The sequence below is a fragment of the Halomonas salsilacus genome (assembly GCF_051216275.1).
GTDB lineage: Bacteria > Pseudomonadota > Gammaproteobacteria > Pseudomonadales > Halomonadaceae > Halomonas.
In genome coordinates, this window is the sequence record NZ_JBPKAQ010000009.1 from 177,461 (window position 1) to 184,689 (window position 7,229).

7 protein-coding genes are annotated in these 7,229 nt (G+C 68.0%); 2 read left to right on the forward strand and 5 right to left on the reverse strand.

The window, feature by feature from the left end; all coding sequences use genetic code 11:
* The first annotated feature begins 35 nt into the window (after positions 1-35).
* Complete coding sequence (locus ACR80S_RS13890; protein WP_435401929.1) at positions 36-731, forward strand: type 1 glutamine amidotransferase; 696 nt, start codon at positions 36-38, stop codon at positions 729-731.
* Here ACR80S_RS13890 and mnmH read toward each other — a convergent pair.
* The 5 genes from mnmH to ACR80S_RS13915 form a co-directional block, all read right to left on the reverse strand.
* Positions 700-1,866 carry a tRNA 2-selenouridine(34) synthase MnmH gene (mnmH, locus tag ACR80S_RS13895; RefSeq protein ID WP_435403557.1) on the reverse strand — a complete coding sequence of 389 codons (1,167 nt, stop codon included), beginning with the start codon at positions 1,864-1,866 and terminating at the stop codon, positions 700-702. The genes ACR80S_RS13890 and mnmH overlap by 32 nt on opposite strands.
* A complete protein-coding gene (gene selD, locus ACR80S_RS13900) occupies positions 1,863-2,900 on the reverse strand; it encodes a selenide, water dikinase SelD (protein ID WP_435401931.1) in 1,038 nt (345 codons plus the stop codon). The genes mnmH and selD overlap by 4 nt, the downstream gene beginning before the upstream one ends.
* A 64-nt stretch (positions 2,901-2,964) precedes the next feature.
* Positions 2,965-4,347: a DNA repair protein RadA gene (gene radA, locus ACR80S_RS13905; RefSeq protein WP_435401932.1), complete on the reverse strand. Its 1,383-nt coding sequence runs from the start codon at positions 4,345-4,347 to the stop codon at positions 2,965-2,967.
* 73 nt (positions 4,348-4,420) lie between these two features.
* On the reverse strand, positions 4,421-4,870 hold the full coding sequence (locus tag ACR80S_RS13910) for a copper resistance protein NlpE N-terminal domain-containing protein (protein WP_435401933.1): 450 nt from the start codon (positions 4,868-4,870) through the stop codon (positions 4,421-4,423).
* Between the two features lie 109 nt (positions 4,871-4,979).
* Positions 4,980-5,876, reverse strand: a complete 897-nt coding sequence (locus ACR80S_RS13915) for an AEC family transporter (RefSeq protein WP_435403558.1) — start codon at positions 5,874-5,876, stop codon at positions 4,980-4,982.
* A gap of 124 nt (positions 5,877-6,000) precedes the next feature.
* Between ACR80S_RS13915 and hisC the strand changes: the two genes are divergently transcribed.
* Positions 6,001-7,056 (forward strand): histidinol-phosphate transaminase, encoded by a 1,056-nt coding sequence (gene hisC, locus ACR80S_RS13920; protein WP_435403559.1) that lies wholly within the window; start codon positions 6,001-6,003, stop codon positions 7,054-7,056.
* Positions 7,057-7,229: the final 173 nt, after the last annotated feature.

Below are 7,229 nucleotides of genomic sequence, written 5' to 3' on the forward strand. Positions count from 1 at the left end.
CTCTCGGGTCGTTACCCATCGATGGCGAGGTATTCATGCACCTTCACCTGCTCCAGCACAGCCCCCACCAGGGGCCGGCGCGTCTGGCCGACTGGTTCTCCAGCATGGGGCACAGCCATACGGTATTCCACCTGGACGCGGGCGAGACGCCGCCGCGGCTCGCCGACTGCGATGCCCTGGTGGTGCTCGACGGCCCTCTCGGCCCAATGAACGGCTCCACCCAGCTCTGGCTCAAGCGTGAGCGCAAGCTGGTCGAGCGCGCCCTGGACAGCCACAAACCGCTGCTCGGCATCGGCTACGGCGCCCGGCTGATCGCCGAGGCGCTGGGCGCCGTGACGGCCCACGGCACCCAGGCGGAGATCGGCTGGCACCGGGTGACCCTGGCACCGGAGAGCCCGCTGGACCTGCCCGAGCAGTTCTCCGCCTTCATGTGGCACCGCGAGGTGTTCGCGCTCCCCGAGGACGGCGTGGCGCTGGGCGGCAGCGAGGCGAGCCCGCTGCAGGGCTTCAGCTGGGACGCCGGCCGGGTGGTGGGCCTGCTCTGCCACCTGGAGGCCACAAGAGAGAGCGTGGCCGCGATGCTCGCTAACGCGCCACCGCCCGACGGCAGCGAACACAGCCCACACGCCCAGTCCCATGATGCGATCCTCGCCGACCCGCAGCGTTTCGTGCGCCTGGCACCGCTGCTCGATCGCCTGCTCAGCCAGTGGCTGCGCCGCACCCCGGGCTGACTCCCCGGTTCGTCTGACGGCCTGCCGGCAGGTCCCCCACGCGGGCGGCCTCGGCAGTCCACTCCTTCGCGGCGGCCAGGCAGCTCTCCCAGTCGCCCACGTGCAGGAAGCGCTGCTCGGGGTGCTTCTCCAGCTGGTAGCGGTACATGGGGTCGTAGTACTCGGTGAGCAGTGGCGCCAGCCACGCCTCATGGGCCTGGCGGTTGCCCCGGGCGTGCTCGCGGAAGGCCAGCAACTGAAGACGCTGCAGCCGGGCGAGCCGCGCGCGGCCCAGGCGCTTGCGCAGCCGGGCGAGTGAGCCGGCCAGCTGCTTTTGCATCAGCGCCCAGCCCAGCCATTCGCCGCACTGCTTACGGTAGACCTCCCAGAGGTCGTCGATGTAGTCCTTGTGGATCCGGGCGAGTCGCCAGTCCAAGGGCATCTCCACCCGCAGCCGCGGCGTCTGCTCCATGGCCCGCCAAAGGGTCAACGGCACGTTGGCGGCACCGATATGACGCGACTCGTCCTCCACCACCAGGGGACCGGGCAGGTCCAGCAGGCGCAGACCCATGGCGTGCTCGAAGTCGATCTGGCTGGGCGCCGGCAGCGGGTGGCGACCAAAGGCCGAGCCCTTGTGGCGGGCACAGCCCTCCAGGTCGAGGCCGTTGTCCAGCGCCAGGATCAGTGAGGTCTTGGCGCAGCCGGTCAATCCGCCCACCACCAGCAGCGGCTGCTCGGCGGCGGAGTCGATGCGCGCGCAGAGCGCCTGGCGCATCGCCTTCCAGCCGCCGCGGATGCGCGGGCGGGTCACGCCGGCCTCACTGATCCACTGCTGGGCGACCTGCGAGCGCAGCCCGCCGCGGAAGCAGTAGACGATAGCATCGGGGTGCTTCTCCAGGACCCGCATCCAGGCGTCGACACGGGCCGCCCTGGTACCGCCGCTGACCAGCCGCTGGCCGAGTGCGATGGCCGCCTGCTGGCCGCCGTACTTGTATTCGATGCCGACCCGGTGGCGCTCCTCGTCGTCCATCAGCGACAAGTTCAACGCCCCGGGCAGCGCTCCCTGGGCGAACTCCACCGGGGCGCGCACATCGATCAGCACCCGCCCCTCGCGCAGCAGCGCGAGATCGGGCTCGACCAACGGCCACTGGTTCATCCGCGCACCTCGATCAGCCCGGGACCCTCGGCCTTGACCATCTCGCCGAAGGGGGTGAGCGTGATGCCGTGCTCGCGGCCGATGCGCTCCACGTCGTCTTCCCAGGCGGGGTCCACCGAGAGCAGCAGGCCGCCGGAGGTCTGGGGATCGCACAGCCACTGCCAGTGCACCTCGTCCATCTCCGGCAGGCTGGCGCCCAGGGCCTGCCGATTGCGCAGGGTGCCACCGGGCACCGCGCCCCGCCGGCGGTAGGCCTCCGCCTCGGCGAGTCGCGGCAGGCGGCGGAAGTCGACCCGCGCCGCCACGCCGCTGGCCGCGCACACCTCGACCAGATGGCCCGCCAGGCCGAAGCCGGTGACGTCGGTCATGGCATTAACGCCCTTGACCCTGGCCAGGTCCACGCCGATGCGGTTGGACTTGAGCATGGTCTGGCGGGCCAGGCCCTGGTGGCCGGCCTCCAGCAGCTCCTTCTTCTCGGCGGTGGTGAGCATGCCCACCCCCAACGGCTTGGTCAGGAACAACAGGTCACCTGGCTTCGCCCCCTTGTTGAGCTTGAGGTGCTCGAGGTCTACCAGGCCGTTCACCGCCAGGCCGAAGATCGGCTCCGGCGCATCGATGGAGTGCCCACCGGCGAGTGCCAGGCCCAGTTCACGGCACACGGCCTGGGCGCCGGCCAGCACGTCGCCGGCCACCTCGGCGGGCAGCTTGTCCAGCGGCCAGCCGAGAATGCCCAGGGCCAGTACCGGGGTGCCGCCCATGGCATAGACGTCGCTGATGGCGTTGGTGGCGGCGATGCGCCCGAAATCGAAGGGGTCATCGACGATGGGCATGAAGAAATCGGTGGTGGCGATCATGCCGCGGCCATCGCCCAGGTCATAGACGGCGGCATCCTCACGCCCCTGGTTGCCGACGATCAGCCGCGAATGGGTGGCGCCCGGGCCGGCCTTGGCCAGGATGCCGTCCAGCACGTCGGGGGCGATCTTGCAACCACAGCCGGCGCCGTGGCTGTACTGGGTCAGGCGGATGGCGCTCATCGTGTTCTCCTCGGCGTTGGTTAACGACATTCTACAGCATGCGCGGCGGCGCTTCGGCCATGGATCACAGCGCCTCCAGTGCCTCGGCGAGCTTGTCCACGGCGACCACCTCCATGCCCGGCGGAGACGTCTTCGGCGCATTGCCGCGCGGGACGATGGCCCGGGTGAAGCCGTGCTTGGCGGCCTCGACGATGCGCTCTTGACCGCTGGGTACCGGGCGGATCTCGCCGGATAGCCCCACCTCGCCGAACACCACCAGCTCCCGGGGCAGCGGCCGGTTCTGCAGGCTCGAGACCACCGCCAGCAGGACGGCGAGATCCGCACTGGTCTCCAGCACCTTCACACCGCCCACCACGTTGAGGAAGACGTCCTGATCACCGGTAAAGAGCCCGCCGTGGCGGTGCAGCACGGCCAGCAGCATGGCCAGGCGGTTCGGGTCCAGGCCCACGGCCACGCGGCGGGGATTGCCCAGGGCGGAATCATCGAGCAGCGCCTGCACCTCGACCAGGATCGGTCGGGTGCCCTCCCAGACCACCATCACCAGGCTACCCGGGGCCTCCTCCTGGGCACGGGAGAGGAAGATGGCGCTGGGGTTCTTCACTTCCTTGAGGCCGTGCTCGAGCATGGCGAAGACACCCAGTTCGTTGACCGCCCCGAAGCGGTTCTTCTGGCCGCGCAGGGTACGGAAGCGCGAGTCGGCGCCCCCTTCCAGCAGCAGCGAGGCGTCGATCATGTGCTCGAGCACCTTGGGGCCCGCGAGAGTGCCATCCTTGGTGACATGACCCACCAGCAGGAGCACGGTATTGGAGTGCTTGGCGAAGCGAGTCAGCGCCGCGGCGGACTCGCGCACCTGGGCCACCCCGCCGGGTGCCGAGGCGATATCCTCCAGATGCATGGTCTGGATGGAGTCGATGACGAGGATCTCCGGGCGTTCGCGCTCGGCCACGGCGAGAATGGTCTCGACGCTGGTCTCGGCCAGCATCTTCAGCCCCTGGACCGGCAGCTGCAGGCGGTGGGCGCGCATCGCCACCTGGGAGAGCGACTCCTCGCCGGTGACATAGAGCACGCGTCGTGACTGGGCCAGCTTGCAGGCGGTCTGCAGCAGCAGGGTCGACTTGCCCGCCCCGGGGTTGCCACCCAGCAGCACCGCCGAGCCCGGTACCAGGCCGCCGCCCAGCACCCGGTCGAACTCACCGAAGGTGGAGGAGAGCCGCGGCACCTCGGAGAGGTCCACATTGGCCAGGTCCACCACCTCCCGGCTCCGGACACCCGCATAGCCGCTGCGGCCCGAGGCACCCAGGGTGGCACTACCGGCCCCGGGGCGCACCGCAGCCAGGCGCACCTCGCTCAGGGTGTTCCACTCCTGACAGCTGGTGCACTGCCCCTGCCACTTGCTGAATTCGGCACCGCATTCGGTGCAGACGAAGGCACTTTTTGCCTTGGCCATGGCTCCTCGCCTCTCGGGGGATCAAACGCAGAGGGCGGCCCAGCGGCCGCCCTCTGCAAACTATGCGCTGGGGTTACTGGCGTTGCAGCTGCAGCATCTCGCTGTTCTGGAAACGTCGCCGCTGGGGATCGATCAACTCCAGTGTGCGCTCGTCGAGGCGCAGGAAGTAGTAGATCTGGCCCTCGCCGTCCGGCGTCAGCTCATAGACGGTGGCATCTGGCTCGGTGGCGGTGCCATCCAGCACCTCCCAGTTGCCCGAATAGTTTTCATCAGGCGGATCCTGAGGGTGCGCGCGGTAGGAGGCTTGAAGGGTAAAGGTTCGCTGCTGGGGCTGGCTCTGCTCGTCCCCCTGCAGCACGACATCGAGATCGATGCCGTCGCAGTTGCGACACGGCAGGGTGCCCTGGTAGCGCTCCTCATCCACCGCTACGCCGGGGGCATCGGGGCCGGCAGCCGGGCCGGCGGCGCAGCCGGCCAGCAGTGCGAGCATGGCCGATCCTGCAAGCAAGGTCCTGATTTGCATGTGTGTCCTCCTGAGCTATGGGCAATGACACCGTCATTCACGGCGGCCTGACTGACAGCATAACCTCTCACGCCACTGGCGGACAGTCTGCCACCTTGCATGGTTCCCCTCAGCCCACCCCCGGGTAGACATGCCCAAATACCAGGGCCAGCACCACCGGCATCACCACCAGCGCCCCCAGGTTACCGATCAGCACCAGCGAGGCCACCTTGTGGGGCTCCTGACGGTACTGTTCGGCCACCAGGTAGTTGAGCACCGCCGGTGGTAGCGCGGCAAACACCCAGAGTGCGGCGGCCTGCAGGCCGGAGAGCCCCAGCAACCAGATCAATGGAACGGCCAGCACCAGCCCCGACAGCGGACAGAGCAGCGCCCCGAGCATGCCAGTCTTCCAGTCGCCGAAGTCGATGTCGAGCATCCGCACGCCCAGGGCGAAGAGCAGCAGCGGTATGCACACGCCGCCCAGCATGTGGAGCGCCTCGAGCAGCCAGCCGGGGAGCGACACCCCGCCCAGGTTGACGGCGAGCCCGGCGATGCTCGCCAGCACGATGGGCATGCGCAGGATCCGCCATAGCGGTGTCCCCGGGCTGAGCATCCAGAGCCCCAGCGAGAAGTGCAGCAGCATCTCGACGATGAACAGCACCACCGCCGCGGGCAACGCCGCCTCGCCGAAGGCCAGCAGCAAAAGCGGAATCCCCATGTTGCCGGAGTTGTTGAACATCATCGGTGGCAGGAAGGTCTTCGGGTTCAGCTTCAGCCATTTCACCAGCGGCCAGAGCAGCACCCCGGAGCCCACCACGATCACCGCCCCGCCGATCGCCAGCCCGACATACTCCTCGAGCGGTGCCTGCCCATCGGCCAGCACCGCAAACACCAGCATGGGCACGAACAGCTCCATGTTGAGGGTGTTGATGCTGCGGATGTCCGGCGTACGAAAACCGCCGTATAGGGTGCCGCAGCCGGCGATCAGAAACACCGGCAACAGGGTGGCGAGGATCTGAGCGGTCATGGGGGATCCCGTTGAATTCGAATCTGCGGAAATGCTCCCAGACTAGCACGGCACCGGCTTGCGCGGCTGCTCCGGGCAGGTCACCATGTGCCGAGCCCCTACTCTTGCCAACAAGCGAGTGACCATGAGCACGTTCTGGAGTCCCAGGGTGCGCGAGCTGACGCCCTATATCCCCGGCGAGCAGCCCCGCGAGCGCCTGATCAAGCTGAACACCAACGAGAATCCCTATCCGCCGGCCCCGGGCGTAGGCGACGTGCTGCGCGACTATCCCACCGACCACCTGAGGCTCTATCCCGACCCGGAATCCCGGGCCCTGCGCGAGGCGCTGGCCCGGGAGTTCGGCGTCGAGGTGGAACAGATCTTCGTCGGTAACGGCTCCGACGAAGTGCTGGCCCTGGCCTTCCAGGCCTTTTTCTGCCAGCAGCGTCCGCTGGAGATGCCGGCGACCACCTACAGCTTCTATCCCGTCTACTGCCGGCTGTATGGCATCGAGCGACGCGCCCTGCCGCTGACCGCCAGTCACGAGGTGGATCTCGCCGCCTTCTCAGGCGATAGCGGCGGGGCCATTTTCGCCAACCCCAACGCCCCCACCGGCCACGGCCACGGTCGTGCAGCGATCGCCGAGTTGCTTGGGCGAGTCACCGATAGCGTGGTGCTGGTCGACGAGGCCTACGTGGACTTCGGGGGCGAGAGCGCCATCCCTCTGGTGGCAAGCCACCCCAATCTGCTGGTGACCGGCACCTTCTCCAAGTCGCGCAGCCTGGCCGGCCTGCGGCTGGGCTACGCGGTCGGCTCCCGGGAACTGATCGAGGGGCTTACCCGAGTCAAGGATTCCTTCAACTCCTACCCCATCGACAGCCTGGCCAGTGCCGTGGCCATCGCTGCCCTGGAGGATCACGACCACTTCGAGGCCTGCCGCGAAAAGGTGATCACCACCCGGGAGCGCACGCGCACCCGCATGGAGAAGCTTGGCTTTCGAGTGCTGCCTTCCCAGGCCAACTTCGTGCTGGTCACCCATCCGGAGCATGACGCCGCCCAGCTGTTCGCCGGCCTGCGTGAACGCGGCATCCTGGTGCGCCACTTCAACACCAAGGCACTGCGTGACTTCCTGCGCATCACCATCGGCACCGAGGACGAGATGGAGAGCCTGGTGGAGACCCTCGAAACCCTCTGCGTCTGAGCTTACTCTCCACTCTCACGCCAGCCTTGGGGTTGGCGTTTTTTACCAGGATTTTCCCGACGCCAGAAACGACGAAACCCCGGCCTCTTACGAGGCTGGGGTTTCTGAAAAGGAGCCTGACGATGACCTACTCTCACATGGGGAGACCCCACACTACCATCGGCGCTGAGCGG